16 protein-coding genes are annotated in these 16642 nt (G+C 42.9%); 6 read left to right on the top strand and 10 right to left on the bottom strand.

Annotation, left to right across the window (positions count from 1 at the left end; genetic code table 11):
* Window positions 1-45: 45 nt before the first annotated feature.
* On the bottom strand, window positions 46-1365 hold the full coding sequence (locus KP77_RS14235; RefSeq protein WP_041123412.1) for a UDP-glucose dehydrogenase family protein: 1320 nt from the start codon (window positions 1363-1365) through the stop codon (window positions 46-48).
* A 6-nt stretch (window positions 1366-1371) separates the two neighbouring features.
* A complete protein-coding gene (gene galU, locus KP77_RS14240) occupies window positions 1372-2250 on the bottom strand; it encodes a UTP--glucose-1-phosphate uridylyltransferase GalU (RefSeq protein ID WP_041123413.1) in 879 nt (292 codons plus the stop codon).
* Between the two features lie 723 nt (window positions 2251-2973).
* Here galU and KP77_RS17670 point away from each other — a divergent pair.
* Complete coding sequence (locus KP77_RS17670) at window positions 2974-4233, top strand: helix-turn-helix transcriptional regulator (protein WP_052474285.1); 1260 nt, start codon at window positions 2974-2976, stop codon at window positions 4231-4233.
* Entirely contained in the window at window positions 4226-4414 is a 189-nt protein-coding gene (locus tag KP77_RS14250) for a hypothetical protein (RefSeq protein WP_041123414.1), read from the top strand. Before KP77_RS17670 ends, KP77_RS14250 begins: the two co-directional genes overlap by 8 nt.
* Before the next feature lie 302 nt (window positions 4415-4716).
* Here the strand turns inward: KP77_RS14250 and KP77_RS14255 are convergent, their stop codons facing one another.
* From KP77_RS14255 to serC, 3 genes are all read right to left on the bottom strand, one after another.
* Entirely contained in the window at window positions 4717-5175 is a 459-nt protein-coding gene (locus KP77_RS14255) for an IDEAL domain-containing protein (protein WP_235420730.1), read from the bottom strand.
* Window positions 5176-5632: 457 nt separating this feature from the next.
* Window positions 5633-6817, bottom strand: a complete 1185-nt coding sequence (locus KP77_RS14260; protein WP_041123415.1) for a phosphoglycerate dehydrogenase — start codon at window positions 6815-6817, stop codon at window positions 5633-5635.
* Window positions 6818-7327: 510 nt separating this feature from the next.
* A complete protein-coding gene (gene serC / locus KP77_RS14265; RefSeq protein WP_041123416.1) occupies window positions 7328-8407 on the bottom strand; it encodes a 3-phosphoserine/phosphohydroxythreonine transaminase in 1080 nt (359 codons plus the stop codon).
* Window positions 8408-8619: 212 nt separating this feature from the next.
* Here serC and KP77_RS14270 point away from each other — a divergent pair, with 212 nt between their 5' ends.
* Window positions 8620-9423, top strand: coding sequence for a 3D domain-containing protein (locus tag KP77_RS14270; protein ID WP_041123417.1), 804 nt, complete (start codon window positions 8620-8622; stop codon window positions 9421-9423).
* A gap of 360 nt (window positions 9424-9783) precedes the next feature.
* Here the strand turns inward: KP77_RS14270 and KP77_RS14275 are convergent, their stop codons facing one another.
* The 4 genes from KP77_RS14275 to KP77_RS14290 form a co-directional block, all read right to left on the bottom strand.
* Window positions 9784-9975, bottom strand: coding sequence for a hypothetical protein (locus KP77_RS14275; RefSeq protein ID WP_041123418.1), 192 nt, complete (start codon window positions 9973-9975; stop codon window positions 9784-9786).
* 137 nt (window positions 9976-10112) lie between these two features.
* The gene (locus KP77_RS14280; protein ID WP_041123419.1) at window positions 10113-11360 is read right to left on the bottom strand and encodes an S-layer homology domain-containing protein; all 1248 of its coding nucleotides are present in this window, start codon (window positions 11358-11360) and stop codon (window positions 10113-10115) included.
* 352 nt (window positions 11361-11712) lie between these two features.
* Window positions 11713-12978: an S-layer homology domain-containing protein gene (locus KP77_RS14285; protein ID WP_041123420.1), complete on the bottom strand. Its 1266-nt coding sequence runs from the start codon at window positions 12976-12978 to the stop codon at window positions 11713-11715.
* 230 nt (window positions 12979-13208) lie between these two features.
* Window positions 13209-14063, bottom strand: a complete 855-nt coding sequence (locus KP77_RS14290; protein WP_052474288.1) for an STAS domain-containing protein — start codon at window positions 14061-14063, stop codon at window positions 13209-13211.
* Between the two features lie 229 nt (window positions 14064-14292).
* Here KP77_RS14290 and KP77_RS18215 point away from each other — a divergent pair, with 229 nt between their 5' ends.
* Both KP77_RS18215 and KP77_RS14295 read left to right on the top strand, forming a co-directional pair.
* Window positions 14293-14448: a hypothetical protein gene (locus tag KP77_RS18215; protein WP_160289535.1), complete on the top strand. Its 156-nt coding sequence runs from the start codon at window positions 14293-14295 to the stop codon at window positions 14446-14448.
* A 39-nt stretch (window positions 14449-14487) separates the two neighbouring features.
* Complete coding sequence (locus KP77_RS14295; protein ID WP_041123421.1) at window positions 14488-14679, top strand: hypothetical protein; 192 nt, start codon at window positions 14488-14490, stop codon at window positions 14677-14679.
* Between the two features lie 258 nt (window positions 14680-14937).
* Here KP77_RS14295 and KP77_RS14300 read toward each other — a convergent pair whose 3' ends face one another.
* Entirely contained in the window at window positions 14938-15450 is a 513-nt protein-coding gene (locus tag KP77_RS14300; protein WP_152614746.1) for a hypothetical protein, read from the bottom strand.
* 313 nt (window positions 15451-15763) lie between these two features.
* On the opposite strand from KP77_RS14300, the gene KP77_RS14305 reads away from it, so the two are divergent.
* Window positions 15764-16636, top strand: a complete 873-nt coding sequence (locus tag KP77_RS14305; protein ID WP_041123423.1) for a hypothetical protein — start codon at window positions 15764-15766, stop codon at window positions 16634-16636.
* The last annotated feature ends 6 nt before the right edge of the window (window positions 16637-16642 follow it).

A 16642-nucleotide genomic window follows, 5' to 3' on the forward strand; every position in this document is an offset into this window, starting at 1 on the left:
GGCTTATCTTCAATAAACCTGCCTTTTATTATATCGAAAAAACGCTTAAGTTGACATACTCATACGAAAAGAATTTCCGCTCCGTCCGATTGAATGATAGTGAATGCCGCCACTGAGCATCTCCCCCGGATCAAAGCAATTCCGTCCATCAAAAATCAGCGGACGTTTCATCAGTTTTGTAAAGAAATCGGGCGTCTGTTCTTTAATCTGCTGCCAGTCTGTAATAATGAACGCGGTCTCAGCACCGGATAGCGCTTCTTCAAGCGAATCCGTATACGTCAGATCTGGGAACACTGCCTTCATTTTGTCCGTTGCGATCGGGTCATATGCGATAATGTCCGCTCCTTTTCGCTGCAGCTCTTCAATCATATGAATCGCAGGTGAATCCCGTGTGTCATCTGTATTCGGCTTGAATGCAAGTCCGAGCACGGCTGTTTTGGTGCCGCGGTGAATCGCGCTGTACTCGTTGGCTTTTTCCATCAGCTTGTTGTGCTGCAGCTCATTTACCTCAAGCACAGCATTCAGCATACGGAATTCATAGCCCGCTTCAGCGGACATCGACGTGAGCGCTTTTGTATCCTTTGGGAAGCATGAGCCGCCAAAACCGATTCCGGCTTTTAAGAACTGGGTGCCGATCCGCTTATCAAGCCCCATACCTTTCGCGACAGCTTCCACATTTGCGCCCGTGATCTCACAAATATTTGCGATTTCATTGATAAAGCTGATCTTAGTTGCTAAAAATGCGTTCGATGCGTATTTGATCAGTTCTGCACTTTTTGTATCAGTCTGCACGACTGGAATGTCAAACGGTTCATATAGCGCAGCCACCTTTTGGACAGCCGGCTCATGGTTACCGCCGATGACGATCCGGTCCCCGTGAAAGGCATCATAGATCGCATTGCCTTCACGCAGGAACTCAGGATTTGAGACAGCGTGTACGTCAATTGTTGACTGGCTGCGGATGATGTCTTCGACCATTTCGTTCGTCCCGACAGGCACTGTGCTTTTGGTGACGACGATGATATCGTTTGTCACAGTGTCAGCAATGTCTGCTGCAGCCTGTCTGACATACGACAGATCCGCCTGACCGTTTTCACCCTCAGGCGTTCCGACTGCGATAAAGATCATGTCTTTACCGTGGTAGGCTTCGGTGCGGTCTGTTGTAAAATGCAGCCGCTCTTCACGGATATTTTTCTGCAGCATCTCATCAAGCCCCGGTTCAAAAATCGTTGACTTGCCACTGCGGAGTAATGCTATTTTTTCTTCTGATATATCGAGACAGGTCACATGGTGTCCAACCTCTGCCAGGCAGACGCCTGTGACAAGGCCGACATAGCCAGTTCCTGCAATTCCAATATGGTTCATGTTGATTTATCCTTTCTGACGTACCATCAGTTCCCCCAGATAATCTAGGAGGTCCCCTTTCAGGTCTTCCCGTTTCAGTCCAAGTTCAAGCGTCGCTTTAATAAATCCGAGCTTATCCCCGACATCATAACGGTTGCCGTTAAAATAATACGCAAGCAGCTGCCCCGGCATCTGTCTCAGCGCATCCGTCAATTCTATTTCACCCCGCGCACTCGGCTCAAGGTTCTCTAGTATATGAAACACTTCAGGCTGCAGAATATATCTGCCCTGAATCGCAAGCGTGGATGGTGCATCTTCTATAGAAGGCTTTTCCACCAGACTTTCAATTGTATACAGGTGATCTTCTATCTGCTCACCCGGAGATACGATCCCGTATTTTGACACGTCTTCTTTCGGCACTTCCTGCACGCCGATCACAGAACTGCCAGGGTGCTCTCCGTATATATCAATCAGCTGCTTCAGGCATGGCGTATCTGACTCCACAATATCATCCCCTAAAATGACCGCAAACGGCTCATCGCCAATAAAACTTTTCGCACACAAGATCGCATGTCCGAGTCCTTTAGGCTCTTTCTGTCTGATATAATGAATGTTCGCCAGATTCGAGATATGCTTCACCTGATCAAGCAGTTCACGCTTCTCTTTTTTCTCAAGGGTTTCCTCCAGCTCATACGATTTGTCAAAATGATCCTCAATCGCACGCTTCCCGCGGCCGCTGATGATAATAATATCCTCAACGCCCGATGCAATGGCCTCTTCCACTATGTACTGGATCATCGGCTTATCTACAATCGGCAGCATTTCCTTCGGCTGAGCCTTCGTCGCCGGCAGCATCCTCGTTCCAAGGCCGGCAGCCGGAATAATCACCTTACGCACCTGCTTCATCCAAACCCCTCCCCTACACTTCTTTCAATCTAACTATTATAACGCAAAAGAGGCAATATCTGATAGCAAAAACGTGATTTTGCACATTATCCTATTGTATGCGAGTCTGATGATACGTGCCAGTGGGATATGTGAAATTTAAAGGAAATGTAATGGTTGTTATAGTGAAGACCCGGGACAGTCCCGGGTCTTCGGATAGTGCGGGGGTCGGTTGCAGTGTTTTGGCTGGTGGTTGCAGTGTTTTCGCGTGCGGTTGCAGGATACGCCCGGTTTGATTGCAGTATATACAGCCGCAGATGTCGTGTATGCACCCGCAGTTGCAGTGAGCCCATAAGCGGTTGAAGCGGCACGCCCTCGTGATGGTTTTGAGAAACTAAAGGCTTGTTTCTGAAGGGCATGCAGGGCGGCTTCGCTGTGCGCGGGCTTGGTTGTAGTGTTTTGGCTGGCAGGTGTTGTGTTTTCGTGCGCAGCTGTTGGATACACCTGGGTTTGTTGTAGTGAGACGGGCCGTAGATGTAGTGAGATGCGATTTTGTTGTAGTGGCCGATCTCGTAACTGCAGAACCCCCTAGGTAATGACTATATCGAAAGTCTTATATTATAATAGGAAGAGAAGATTTGAACCGCTCCGCCTTTTCGCAGGGAACTGCGCTTAGTGACATAAAGAAATAGAATAAAAATCTACACACACTTTTATACATAGATAACGAATGGGGGATGGCAGATGAATGTCGGGTCAATTATTAAGTACTACCGCACGAAAAAAGGCATGACGCAGACTGAGTTGGCTGAAGGCATTTGCTCAATTTCTCACTTGAGTAAGATTGAGACAAATATGTATTCAGCGAACGAGGAGACTGTTGGGCTGCTGTTGGATAAGCTTGGGCTAAAGCTTGATGAAATTGCTGATAACCTTGCTGAATTGAAAGAAATACTACAAGAGTTCATTTCTTCTGTTTTTATGAGGGATACAGCAACTATAGATACCTTATTTGAAGAAATGATGCAAAAAGAAGACTACTTTGAGACAAGCGAATATGTAAATTTGTTTCATTTATATAAATACCGATACTTTCTTAATAAAGCTGATTTAAAAGAAGCTCAGGTACAGATGAAAATTCTGCAAAGACTTAAAACCACTTTTGATCCAATTGAAAGTAATATCCTGACATTCTTTAATGGCTTCCATTATACAATAACTGAAAAAACAGAAGAGGCGATTAAGGCTCTAAATAAATTCTTAGAAAACCCACTTCCTGTAGGAGGTCAATGGGTTGGAGAAGCGTATTATTTACTCGCCCGTGCCCATGTCAGTATGAACCAAAATGAAGCTGGGCTTATTTTTAGTAAAAAAGCGTATGATATTTTCATGAATGAGAGTAATTTCTCAAGACAGGTTCATTCCCAGACGATTATCGGGATAAGCTATATGCGCCTTAATCTCTATAATGAAGCCATTGCAATTTATAAACCACTATTGCAAAATACGCGCATGTTCTTTCGGGACTCACTGTATGCCGGCGTCCTAGTTAATTACGGAAGATGCCTGCATATGTCAAAGCAATATGGAAAAGCACAGAAATATCTTGATGAAGCACTCGAACTTGCTGAACCATATACAGAAAGTCATGCAGTTGGATTACTAATATGGTTAGAGAATGTACAGAAAAATCGTAAAGTAAATAAACAGTGGCACAGCAGAGTGCAGTTATTAAAAGAATCTTATAAAGAAACATACGGAAAATACTATTATCACTACTCTACGTATTTAGAAAAATTAGAATTTTCCCAACTCGAAGGAGTTAAATATGCGGTAAAATGGTTGTATCCTTACTTAGTGAAACATCAGAACTATGGGGATGCACGAGAAATCATTGAAGTTATCATTGATTACTATAACGACATCGGGGACTTTACTAAGACCAAGGAGTTTTATGATCAATGGAGGCTACTAATAGAAAAGGAGAGAATATATTATGGTTAAACTAAAGAAACTTATCACTGCCGGAGCTCTTGGAGTCACTGTACTAGCTGGAGGCTTTATGGCTGGAAGTGCTCTCCACACAGCGACAGATCATAACGATACACTTCATCAAGTTGCGAGCGATGACACTTACGGAACACAAACAGTTAAAGATCGTACTGTGCTTCCTCCTGCCAGATAAAGTAAACACAATTTTCCCAATAGACAATCTCGCGAACCTATCCTACAATAAGATTATGAAATGACCCAGCAATACCCTCTCATTTAACCGTCCGATTTGATCGGGCGGTTCTTTTTTATGTTTATTTAGGCGTGCGGTGACTTTTTACATATAAGTGTTGATTTATGAGACCTTGGAACAATTTTTCTAAAAAAATTTCCAACTGTTTTTGACAAAATGTTTGGATTTTTCCCAACTTTAAAACCCTCTCTTCTGTTGGTCAGATGAGAGGGTTTATGGCTCGCTTCGGGTTCGGGCTTTCATTACTGTGCTGCCTCCTCTGTTTTCAGCTGGTCAGTAAGCTGCATAAACAGGTCACGGTCTCCTTCCAGGAGGGCTTTATCGATCAGTCTGTAAAGGTTCTGCATCTCAAGGTTGCCGATTTCTTCATTCATCGCTTCTTCCTCCTCGTCTGCCTGAATTTGCTCAACGTAGAATTGTGATACTGCTTTTAGATGATCAACCAGATCTGATATTTGCAGCAGCTGGAACAGCGGGATTCTAAAGATCCTTGTGCCACGCTGGAAAACAAAGATATCAGTCAGGTTTTCGATTTGGCGTGTTTTTAGATTAATTCTGATTTCGTTTGATTCGACCGGGATAAATTGATAGACTTCCTCTCCCTTTACGACGGAGAAGTATTGGTACGCGAATACCAGCTTGAGCTCATGGCCTTCCTGAAGCGTGTAAAACGGCTTCATCATTTTAACGGTCAGCAGCATTGTTCTCCCTCCTGTCTTTAGTTGTAGTCAATAGTCGCAGATCCTATCTGTGGATCTGCCCCTTATGCTGAATAGGAGTTTCACGTCTTAAAGCGTAAAGAGATTTACTGGTTAAGTCATTTAAGCTGAATATTGTTTAAATATTCAGTACTTTAACATAATTATCGTATATTTTATGCAAAATGAAAAGGAAAAATGTTTGAATATTTTGTGGATAGCACATTGTATGCTGGTTATTAAGGAAATTTTTCTGATGAATCATAAAATTTAAGGTGGTTGTATTTTACTTTTTGGGAGATAACAGTAGAATGTTCTGATTAGTTCGGAAAATTTGATTTCAAATTTTTGGTTATATTTTAGCGCAGTGAAGTATTTTGTCAGAAAGAAGGGGATTTTGCAGTTGTTTGTGCTTAGAGTGAAAAGCGAAGACCCGGGACAGTCCCGGGTCTTCGCTTTCTTAGTGCCAGCCGTTTGCGATGTGTCGTGCGCGGATGACGCCTTCTATTTTTTGGAGTCTGTTCATGATGTCTGTTGCTTCTTCGTCGTTCAGTTTGTTGTCGATATCGATTAGTGTGTAGGCAAATTCTCCACGGCTGCGGTTGAGCATGTCTGCGATGTTGAAGTTGCGTTCCGCTAGCAGCTGTGAGAATTGACCGAGCATATTTGGAATGTTACGGTGCATGATCGTCAGGCGGCCTGGTGATGTAAGCGGCAGGCTGACATTTGGCAGATTGACGGCATTTTTGATATTACCTGTTTCAAGGTAATTCTTCAGCTGTCTTGCTGCCATGATCGCACAGTTTTCTTCGGATTCAGTTGTTGATGCGCCAAGATGCGGTGTAGCCACTACATTGTCCATGCCAAAAATATCATCGCTCGGGAAATCTGTAATGTATTTGCCGACTGTTCCGTCCTGGAGTGCAGTTTTCAATGCTCCGTGATCAACGAGTTCTCCACGTGCAAAGTTAATGAAGTGAATGCCTTTTTTCATGGCTTTAAATGCTTTTTCATCAATAATACCGGTTGTTTTAGGGCTGAGCGGCACGTGGATCGTGATGAAATCACACTGCGAAAGCAACTCTTCAAGCTGGTGCACGCGCTTAACACTTCTTGAAATGGTCCACGCAACATCTACTGACACAAATGGATCATAGGCCATCACTTCCATGTCGAGTGCAAGGGCATCGTTGGCTACGACTGATCCGATATTACCGAGCCCGATAACACCGAGCTTTTTGCCGGCTACTTCATGTCCGATAAACGCTTTTTTGTTTGCTTCCACTTTTTCAGAGATTTCAGTTTCTCCTTTTAGCGAGTGGGTCCACTGTACGGCACGGAACAGGTTACGCGAGCTTGCAATCAGGCATGAGATCACGAGTTCTTTAACTGCATTAGCGTTCGCACCAGGTGTGTTGAACACAACGACGCCCTGTTCAGAGCACTGGTCGATCGGGATATTATTCGTTCCGGCACCAGCCCGGGCAATGGCCTGAACGGTTTCAGGAATTGGCTGTCCGTGAAGCTTATGGCTTCTCAGCAAAATGGCATCCGGGTCATTGCCTGCGTTGATCTCGTATTGTTCATCTAAAAGCTTCAGTCCTGCATCAGCGATTTTGTTATAGGTTTGAATCTGATAAGTCAACGTAGAGAACCTCCTGATATAAATAAGTTAGGGTGATGCTTGTATAAAAGCTGGAGACCTTTGTTTCAGGCGGAGGCTTTCCGAGCGGTGGTCGCTAAGCCTCCTCGGCTTCGCCTGCGGGGTCTCAGCTATCCCACTTATCGCTCCGGAGTCCCCGCCTTCCACTCCGGTCACCAGCGGATGGGTTTTCGATATCTAAATAGTATAGAAGTAAATAAGTCCAGTTGATTAAGAAAGTTTATTACCTATTATGCATTTGACTTAAAAATCTGATTGTAAAATGAAATGACACTTAAATATAGAAGTATCTACATTATATCCATCAATTAACTTGATGAGGCAGTGTTAATATATTCATCAAAGCGTTGACCGTAGCGGAGGGTGGCGACTCCAGCAGGATAAGTCGGACAGGTGAGACCCCGCAAGGCGAAGCCTGAGGAGGCTCACCGCCGACCCTGCGGAAAGCGCCACCCGCAGCGAAGGTCATAAGCGGTTATTGAATTCCACCTTCTACTTCATCGTCTCCTCAAACTCCCGCATGGCCCCACACAGCCGCTCCACATGCTCAAGCGGCATCGCGTTATAAATGCTCGCGCGCATGCCACCTACTGATCGGTGTCCTTTTAATTCTACAAGCTGTTTCGCTGCTGCGAAGTGTAAAAATGCACGGTCTGTTTCTACGCTGTCTGTTTTAAAAGGAACATTCATGAGTGAACGGTCTTCCTTTTTAACAGGCGAATGGAAAATGGTCGATTGATCAATTGTTTCATATAATAAGGAAGCTTTTTCACGGTTGCGCCTTTCAACCTCTTTAACGCCCCCGAGTGAATCAATCCACTCAAGCATGAGACCGATCATATATATGCCGAATGTCGGCGGTGTATGATAGAGCGAATCTGCTTTTGTATGCGTTTCGTAGTTCAGCATGGTCGGCAATCCATCAGGTGCATGTCCGATCAGGTCGTCCCGGATGATCACGACTGTGACGCCGGATGGCCCGAGATTTTTTTGTGCACCTGCGTAGATCATGCCGTAATCGCTGACGTTAATCTCCTCTGACAGGATACCGGAGGACCAGTCATTGATGATCGGCGCATCAGTTTTTGGCAGGTGCGTAAATCGCGTTCCTTCTATTGTATTGTTACCGGTGATGTGGACGTAGGATAAATTTTTTGAGTGTGTAATCTGAGAGAGATCAGGAATTTGTCTGAACTGATCCTCTTCGGATGTTGCTGTGACAGTGGTTTGTCCGACCTTTTTAGCCTCTTTTAGTGCTTTTTGGGACCAAGATCCTGTAATAATATAGGCCGCTTCGTGATCTTTTTGTAACAAATTTAACGGAATCATGCTGAATTGTAACGATGCACCACCCTGTAAAAATAATATTTTGTAGTTTTCAGGGATGTTCATCAGTTTTCTCAAGAGCTGTTTTGTATTGGACAAAATTTCCTCGAAGGCTTTTGACCGGTGACTCATTTCAAGTACCGATATGCCGGCGTGATTCGTGTCGACGAGTTCAGATTGTGCTCGCATCAGTACTTCGAGCGGCATAGCTGAAGGCCCCGCCGAAAAGTTGACGACTCGATCCATCAGGTTTCTACTCCTCTCTTACACTTTAAATCATTAAAATATCCTTTCCAATAATAGAGTATAGTATAGTCCTCACGTGTACACATGTCAACGCTGTATAGACAAATTTGACCGTAATGTAATTGTTATCTCTCTCTAACTTGTTTGTTATTGCTGTGAAATGTATGCGTGTTATGCTAGGTCCTGTTAGTGAAAAGGAGGTAATTCAATTTATGAAAAAGCAAATCGTTGCACTAACTGCAATCGCAGCATTATCAACAGGCGCAGCAGCGTCAGCATCAGCAGCAGATTATTCAGTCAAAAAAGGTGATACTCTTTGGAGCATCTCTCAAAATAATAATGTAACAGTAGAACAAATTCAGGAGTGGAACAATCTATCTTCTACTCTAATCTTCCCGGCACAAACGCTTAAGGTTTCTGGTGAAGCACAAGCTGCTTCAACTTCAAATGACACTTATACAGTAGTGAAAGGCGACACACTTTATAAGATCGCTCAAGCACACGGTATTACTGTAGGTGAACTTATGAGCTGGAATGGCCTTTCAAGTGACCTGATCTTCCCAGGACAGGAATTCTCAGTAGCTGGACAAGCGGCAGCTCCAGCAGTATCTCAGGCGGCAGCTCCAGCAGTATCTCAGGCTGCAGCACCGGCACAGAGCTCAGGTCAAACTCAGTCAGCTGAAGGTGTACAAGGAACAGGTGGCGAAGCGCCATCATCTGATGCAGTTCAGGAAATGACAGTTACAGCTACAGCATACACTGCTTATTGTGCAGGCTGCTCTGGCGTAACAGCAACTGGAATCGACCTACGTTCGAATCCTAACCAGAAAGTAATCGCAGTAGACCCTAACGTAATTCCACTTGGATCACGTGTATGGGTTGAAGGTTACGGAGAAGCAATCGCTGGAGATACTGGCGGCGCAATCAAAGGAAATAAAATCGACCTATTTATTCCTTCTCAACAAGCTGCGCTTAACTATGGCGTACAAACTGTAGATATCAAGATCCTTGATTAATAGGATTTTATAATAAAAGAAACCCCGTCGTTCTGCTGAGCGACGGGGTTTTTGGTTGGTTGTGAGGTTATTGGAATGAAAGGTTACTGATTTGAGTGTGAACTCTGGGGTGGTATGGTCGGGCCTCAATTCCTTCAAGTTGAACGATATTTCCATCAACCCTGAATTTATTCCCTCAATTTTGGAATGATTCCTTCAGAAGTCAATTTATTTCCTTCAGCCTCTTATAGGCGTTCGATATTTCCTTCACTGAGGCGCGAAATTCCATCAGCACGTACATGATATCCATCAGCACTTGAGTTTTTTCCATCACCCACCCACCTAGCTAGCCCCCACCGGCCCCGTGCCAGCCTCCATTCCCTAGTTAATAAACGCATCCAGCATATAGAAAAACCCGGCGATCGACATGAGTATTCCTACGCCGCGGTAGAAAATCACAGACAGCTCACTCTGCTCAGCATTGACCAGCCAGCCGATTGCAATAAACCACGGAATGGCCGGTTTCCACGTAATCATCAGACTGAAAAATAACAGAAAAAATCCTTGTACCATGTTTGTCTTCTTTTAACACATTATCAATTATTAATGGTAATACAGTGTTCATCCTCCATCAATGGAACATTCTAAAAAAAGCTGAACAGGCTTTTTGGCGCCTGTTCAGCTCTGATACTTACTCAACTTTATTCAACTTAGAATAATACAAGCCCGGTTGCTTTATCAACCTTAATTTCACGGTCACCCTGGCTCGAGTAGCTCATGAATACATAGCTGCCGTTTTCTTCTCTTAGTAGTTCATATTTGTAAATCGTAATCGCTGAATATGAACGTTCTTCACCTTCCATATAGTTCGCCGCTTCTTCAGCAGTCAGGTTCAGTACCGGCATTTCTTCTTTCGTTTCAAAATATGTTCTATTGTAATCATTTACTTTCCATGTTCCATCATCATTTTTAATTTCAAGGTGATATTCAGTTACTGGGGTTAAACCTGCTTGTGTATACATAACTTTCAATTCAATTGTATTTTCAGTGTTTTCAATCATTTCAAAACCAAGTTTACTCACGAAGCTTCCTGTGTAATACAATCCGTCACATGCACGGCACTGATGTTCATAGTTTTCAATGACAGTTGGTTCATATCCAACCGTTACTGATTCAAGCATCTCATCACGGAAGTTTTCATATGGAAATACTGGTTCGTTAGGGTCTGTTTTGATCACGTTACTATAAAACGTATCTTTCATTTTATTGAATGTACCTCTTGCCTGCACTAATGCCATATCATCGTTCAGCTCTTTTGATTCATAGATCCGGTCGATGAATGCAGCAAGCTGATAGCGTGTTACATCATTGTAAGATGAGAATGTATCTGCTGATGTACCTGTCGTGATACCGGCATCAACAAGTGCTTTTACATAAGGCGCTTCCCAGCTGTTACTGCTGACATCGTTAAATCCGGTGTCCGTATCATTTTCATCAAATGGCAGATCGAATCCTTCCACCAGCATTTTAGCGATCTGAGCTCTGTTCAGGCGGTCTTCAGGATTAAAATTGCCATCTGCGTCCCCTGATACAACACCGTCATTTTCAAGAAGTGTTACGTAATCATGTGCCCAGTGCCACTCATCGATATCCGGGAAGTCACTCACATTTTGAGTAGCCTGGATGTTTCCTATACCATTTGAAATCATTTTCGCAGCTTGTGCACGCGTGATTTCCTGGTAGGGTCTCATTTCATAGCTGACACTGCCATCAGCGTTTGCCTGATCATAACCAGTCATAACTCGTTTGAAAAATACACTTTCAATCGGTCCATAAGCGTCACTGTCAACACTCACATCTGTAAATAATTCTTCTGCCTGTGCCCCTGCTGCAAATCCTAACGATAATACGCCCGCTCCAACAGTTGTCAGCAAGCCTTTTGATAAACGTTTTTTCATTATGTAATCCTCCGTATGTATAAATTTTATTGTAATCTAAATGTAACATTTAAGTAATCATAAAGAAACATTAAATCCAAATCTCTCCCAAAAATGATACATTAGTCTTTACCCTCATTCCTGATATGTAAACGTTTGGAAGGTCAAAAACATATTTCTCAAATTTTTATAGCAGGTCTAAAGACAGATAAACGGTGAGTAAAGTATTGTGAGATTGATGAATTCTGATTACTTGGTTGTCTGCTGAGAGCTGCATCCAAAACAAATTCACTGAAGATCATACGACGATCAAAATATATTTAATTTAAAAGAAAAACCGCAGCCATCTTTCAGCTGCGGTTTTTCCATCAGTTCAGTAATAAAAACTGCCTTCTTCCGGATTGAATCTAATGACATACTCATCATTAGAACCATCCGTATTCAGTTGAATCAGCCATTCCCCTTCTTCATTCATCCCAATGTCCGTCACACTATAAACTTGTTCCCACTGTTGATAGTTCAGCCGGTAAGATGATTCGATATGATCAAGTGCTTCTTCTTTTGTCAGGCTGAGCTTAAGTTTGGTACCTTTGTAGAACTCAGCTTCATATCCGTCGAGCTTCCATTGTCCATTCTCTTTTGCAATACTGATGACATAATTTGCGGCCGAAAAAAGACCATTTGCTTCTTCATCATATTGGATTGTAATCCGCTCATCACTATATTCAATAATATTTTTATTGAACATATTTTGTAATGTTGCAGTATACCTTAATCCATCACAATCTCCATTTAGCGCGCATTCTGAGTTAAAAACTTTTTTCAACACAGGTTCATAGTCATCAGTCACAAGATCTTCGAATCGCCACTCGAAATCTTCATATGTCTTACTGGTCACATTACCTTCCTGCAAAGCTCTTATATAAAAATGTTGAAACTCTCCATACACTTCCCGCACTTTAAGAAAAATCTGATCCTCGCTTAGTTCAGACTGATTAAGTGAACGTTCAATGAATGCAGCAAGCTGATAGCGCGTGACATTTTCTTCTGGAGAGAAAGCCGTTTGTGACGTACCAGTCGTGATCTCAGCATCAACTAATGCATGAATATATGCTGCAGCCCAGTGATCACTAGAAACATCATTGAAACCGGTGTCCAGCTCATTTTCATCGTATGGCAAGTTAAATGCAGTAACGATCATTTTCGCAGCCTGAGCACGCGTTAAATTTTCCTGAGCTTTGAACGTACCGTCCTCATACCCGCCAACTATCTCTTTCTCATTCATGATCGTGACATAATCATGTGCCCAATGCTGTTCACTCACATCTGTAAATGGACTAATCTCTTGTGTAGCCATTTTTCCACCTAATGATGCAGTCATCATTTTTGCAGTCTGCGCCCGGGTTACACTTTCAAAAGGACGCATTTCGTAATACATTCCGGAAGAATCCTGGTACCCTGACATAATGTTCATATGAAACACACTCTCCATCGTTTCATAAACAGGTGAATGCTGCTTAATGTCCGAAAAAATATTTTCAACTGGCTGTTGTTCTTCTCCGGAAGCAGTTTGTGATAATCCAAATGATAGAATACCTGCACCAATCAGTGCTGAAGCTTTCTTAGTTACTTGATTCATCTTATACCTCCTTATGTATTTGACAAAGCCCAACGACAAAATCATTTCCCATCAAAACTTTGAACCATTCGTTTATCGTGATGGACCGTAACCATAATGTAACATTTTAGTGACAATAAAGAAATGCAGAACTTTTAACTATGTACAATTAATGATCGAAAAATTACCTTTGTTTAGAACGCGTCTCTAAAAAACAAAACCGCAGCCATCACCAGCTGCGGTCTTCTGTATTAACTATATTCACTTACCTTCATTTCAAAACCAATTTCTTTTAACGCAGATTTCAGTGTTGCATATGACGGAATATCTGAGAAGTTCAGGCCGAGCTGCACGATTGTCTGTGCCATTTCAGGAGAGATGCCTGAAATTTTCGGTTTTACGCCAATTAATTTGAGTGAATCGATGACCTGAAACAGCTTGTGTGCAACAAACGTATCAACCATTGCTACACCTGAGAGGTCAATGACAAATTCACTTACATTCAGTTCAAGACACTTTGTCAGTGATTCTTCCATGATCAGCTTCGCACGGTGCGTGTCAATGGTTCCGACAAGCGGCAGCACTGCAACGCCTGCATCGATCGGGACAACTGGCACTGACATTTCGAGCATCTGCTCCTGTGAGGCCTGGAGAGATTTTGTCTGTACTTCTACAAATGGCAGGCAGAAGTAATATACGACGTCATCGACTGTACGGTCCAGCACTGACAGGATATCGTACAGTTTTGCTACAGACATATCATATGTAATCGCTTCTTCTTTAATGATTTCACCAATGGCAGCCCGGTATTCCGGAACTTCCTTCAGCATGGAATCAAGTGAGATACCCATCTCAGCACAGGCCTTACCTGTTTTTGTCCCCCAGCTTTCGATCCGCTCCTGCCGCTCATCTTTCGTCATAGACAAAGATTCTGCGTAGAGCGTCACCAGTTCAACGCGGAATTGGAACAGGTCTTCAGAAAATGCTTCAAGTCTTTCATATCGCTTATTTTGATTTCCAGTAATGTCATGTGCCAGATCAGTTTTACAGTCTAAAATTTTATCAGTTAATTGATTGAGGGTTGGTTCAAGACGAGTGTCAGCCATAGCGGACCCCTTTCGCACGTTTATAAATGTTGTTAGCTAAATTCATTTACCCTTATTTTTAAAGTATAAACATAAATCTGAATGTTTTTTTAGTGTAACAGATCGAGGGGGAAATTTGTCGTTTATTGTCTATATATATTATTTATGTAACAACGCGATTAAGAAATGATGATTTTGTTGAATGGTGTTTTTTTGCGGCGTAAGATGTTGTCAGAGGGAGGCGTTACGTATGCAGAAAGAGATTCTTTTTGACCTGAATGAACAGCGATTTTTCATCCAGTCCATGCAGCCTTCGAACGTACGACATGTGAGCTTAACGGGTCATTTACCCGGCTCAAGAATCGGACAGTCAACCGATCTTAAAAAGCTAAAGCCGCTTCAATAGTCAATGGACATCTTAGAGATTTGCAGGAGGTGTGGTTCGGTGAAACTTCATAACATAGGTGCAATGATCATTGCCATTTTACTTATTTCTTATATTACCCTGAAGGTGTTTACTGATATGTTCCAGACATCATTCAGCGAATCATTTTTAATTGAATTTATTCTGATTATCGGATTGATCGGCTCCTTTACTTTTCTTAGCTGGAAGTCGGAGGAGAACGAGCATTATTAATATGTGTAAAGGCTGAGACGTTTTTTGTCTCAGCCTTTTTTCTTTGGTAACCGGGTCACTGCGCTGCAGGGGCGCTTTCCGCATGGGTGCGCCGGTTTGTGGCGCCATAGCGACTCCTCGGTGCTTTGCGCCTGTGGGGTCTCACCTGTCCGGCTTATCCTGCTGGAGTCGTCCCCTTCCGCTCCGTTACCCTCAGATTTTTTCAATAAATTCATCTGCCTTTAAATTAAAATCCCTCTCATACACACCCACAATAGATTACGTCGTATGAAGTGGCAGGTCGTGGAGTTTTTTTGGCAGGAGAACGATTGGGATGTCTTTGATTTCGTCTCCATAGATGCCTGTCATTTTGTCGTCGAGTCTGGTGAACAGTTCGTCAAACCACTGCTGAACTTCTTCGTCAGCAAATACCTGATCGACGAAAAATTCAACTTCTGTGGTGTTGCTTTTGCGCTGGAATGTTTTTACTTCTGAAATCGACTCATGAAGTCCGAGTGCTTTCAGGCGTTTTGTATAAAACTTCAGCACAACCCCGTCGATCTGATTTTCCTTCATTTTCTGAGGATCTCCTTCATATTTCACCACGGCAATATCCTTTTCAAATTCAGGATTACCTTCTCTTTCAACCAGATATTCAGGGAGAGCGAAAGTCGCTTCTGTTACATCTTCATCTTTATAAAACTGGTGGTCATCCACCGTCCATTTGTTGTCGCGCAGTCTTTTACAAATTTCCATAAACAATACTTTTCCTAATGGGTCGAGCAGCATCATGCCTCTCCCCTTTCTTTTAAATGTTTGTTGTACTATGACCGCTTTCACCATTTTTTAAACACTGAATAGCAAAATGGGATTTTGTGCATACTTAGATTGAATCAGTAAGCTGAAGCTTCCTTGTGTCAATTTAGCGGGGTGGACCGCAGTACGATGCGTGATGCTTGTCGCCTTCAGACATCATCATTTAACTTTGACAGAACTAAAGAATGAAAAATGTTCTTAATATAGAACAATAAGTGTTGTAATCATCTGATTAAAGAACTATAATAAAGGTTAAATAGAGATAAAAAACTTTCAGGAGGCGGTAAAAATGGGTCAGGAATCATATCAGCTAAGTGTTCGTTATAAAGACTTTGAGTACGCTGTTGCCGGTGACCGTGAATTTGTGGAAGAGCATGATAAAGTCGTTCAGTCCTACCTTTCAAAAATGATGAAAGACGACCTGAAGCCTGGCCCTGGCCGCCGCGGTAAGGTGCCCGCTACTTTTGAAATCGAAAAGAGTTCGCCAACAGCACCAAAACCGCTTCCCCAGACAAGTTCAGAAGAGAAGCCTGATATTCAAAAGTATCTTGAAAAGCTTCCACTACATGCAGAATGGCAGTTCACACTCGCAATGGCCTATTACCTGTCTCACTTCAAACAGCAGCCGTCATTTACAGCGAAGATGGTGCGTAAGCAGTTTAGAGAAGCCCGTCATACTGTGCCAAATAATATTCATCTGAGTGTTCATACGTGTGTGAAGAAAGGTTATCTTCAGGAAGCAGGTCATCAGGAGCTGCAGAAAATCTATGAGGTAACGGAGTCAGGTTTCGCCTATATTCAGACCCTGCTCTCCAATACGCCATCAGAGCAGGATGACACAGGTACAGCTTCTGAGGATACGCCTGATTTTAACTTGGAAAACAACCCTGATCCGCAGATGCTTGAACGCGTGGAGGATCAGGCGCTCAGCATTCTATACATTTATATGAAGGAATTTGATCGTCAGCATATGTCTGCTAAGGAAGTATACGATGTGCTGAAGAATCATTTTGATACGGAGCACTCATCAAAAGCAATCCAAATCGCGCTCAGCCGCTCCCGCCCGCTCGTTGAAAAAATTAAGCACGAGGGCCAGATGCATTATAAGCTGACTGAAAGCGGAATTGATCATATGGAGACGCTGCTTGGGAATCAGGTGTAGCGTTAG

Origin of the sequence: Jeotgalibacillus alimentarius, assembly GCF_000829445.1 — a bacterium.
GTDB classification, from domain to species: domain Bacteria; phylum Bacillota; class Bacilli; order Bacillales; family Jeotgalibacillaceae; genus Jeotgalibacillus; species Jeotgalibacillus alimentarius.